At 47.2% G+C, this 1187-nt stretch carries 2 protein-coding genes; one reads left to right on the forward strand and one right to left on the reverse strand.

From position 1 onward, the window contains the following. Positions 1-981, forward strand: a 981-nt coding sequence (locus ACRC27_RS02810) for a hypothetical protein (RefSeq protein ID WP_438639149.1), incomplete at its 5' end; no start/stop codon positions are given. Positions 982-1091: 110 nt separating this feature from the next. On the opposite strand, the gene ACRC27_RS02815 is transcribed toward ACRC27_RS02810, so the two are convergent. Further along, a partial coding sequence (locus tag ACRC27_RS02815) for a sigma factor-like helix-turn-helix DNA-binding protein (RefSeq protein WP_438639150.1) occupies positions 1092-1187 on the reverse strand: 96 nt, incomplete at its 5' end.

Here is a 1187-nt window from a genome sequence, read left to right on the forward strand (position 1 = left end):
TATGGTGATTTACGCTTTGCTGACCAGTTGGAAAAAATCGCGTTTAATGCCTTACCCGCTTATTTCACTCGTGATATGTGGGCTCATCAGTATAACCAGCAAGTGAATCAGGTGGCTTGTGTCGTGGATGATGCGATGCCGTGGTGCACGAATGATGCTGATGCCAATATCTACGGATTAATGCCGCATTTTGGTTGTTGCACATCCAATTATCATCAAGGATTACCTAAATTTGTTGCTCATGCGTGGTTGCAAAATACAAACGAGTTAGTCGCAGTATCTTATATTCCGTTAGCATTTCAGACTGAAGTCAATGGAACTGCCATTTCGGTATTTTGTGATTCTACCTATCCCTTCTCCTCTGACGTTAATGTGACGCTCGAGTGTGTGCAACCAGTAGAATTTACTTTACGCTTGCGGATCCCACAGTGGTCAGCTGATACGGTGATATGCGTAAATGGTGAAACGGTCAGTATTGGTGCCCGTACTGAGGTCGCGTTAACTCGGGTTTGGCAAGGAAAGCAGCAGATAACGCTAAGTTTTAGTTTTCAACTGCAGCAAGAACAACGTTTTAATCAGGCTGTCACATTGAGTTATGGCCCACTGGTCTATGCTTTACCACTGGCAGAAGAATGGCAGCAAATCAATCAAGATAAACCTTACCGCGAAGCACCGCATTGTGATTACAGCGTTCATCCCGCATCACCGTGGAATTGGGCTATCAATCCAGTTTCGGCTCAATGGCATTCGGGTACATTGACTTCAGTACCGTTCAGTCGTGAAACGCCACCGGCAAGCTTAACTGTCGAGGCGGTCGCGTTAGCGCAGTGGCAATCGGAATCTGCTTGTTTGGCGGGAGAATTGCCTGTTAGCCCTGTTATGGTGAATGCGCCAGTAAAAACGCTAACGTTGATCCCGTTTGGTTGTACTCATTTGCGGATGACTGAGTTGCCTTGGTATCAAGCTCATGTGACTGGCTAACAGGGCCTGAGAGTTATAATTTCAATAGCGATGTAGAGAGTACTACCGATAAAGAAAAAGCCCGTCAATGACGGGCTTTTTTATTGCCTTGCGTGACGCGACTGACGATGTTATTCGTCGAGGAAGCTACGCAGCACTTCCGAGCGGCTCGGATGGCGCAGTTTGCGCAGTGCCTTGGCTTCAATCTGACGGATACGCTCACGCGT

This window comes from Plesiomonas sp. (genome assembly GCF_051650925.1).
Classification (GTDB): Bacteria; Pseudomonadota; Gammaproteobacteria; order Enterobacterales; family CAMTGL01; genus Plesiomonas.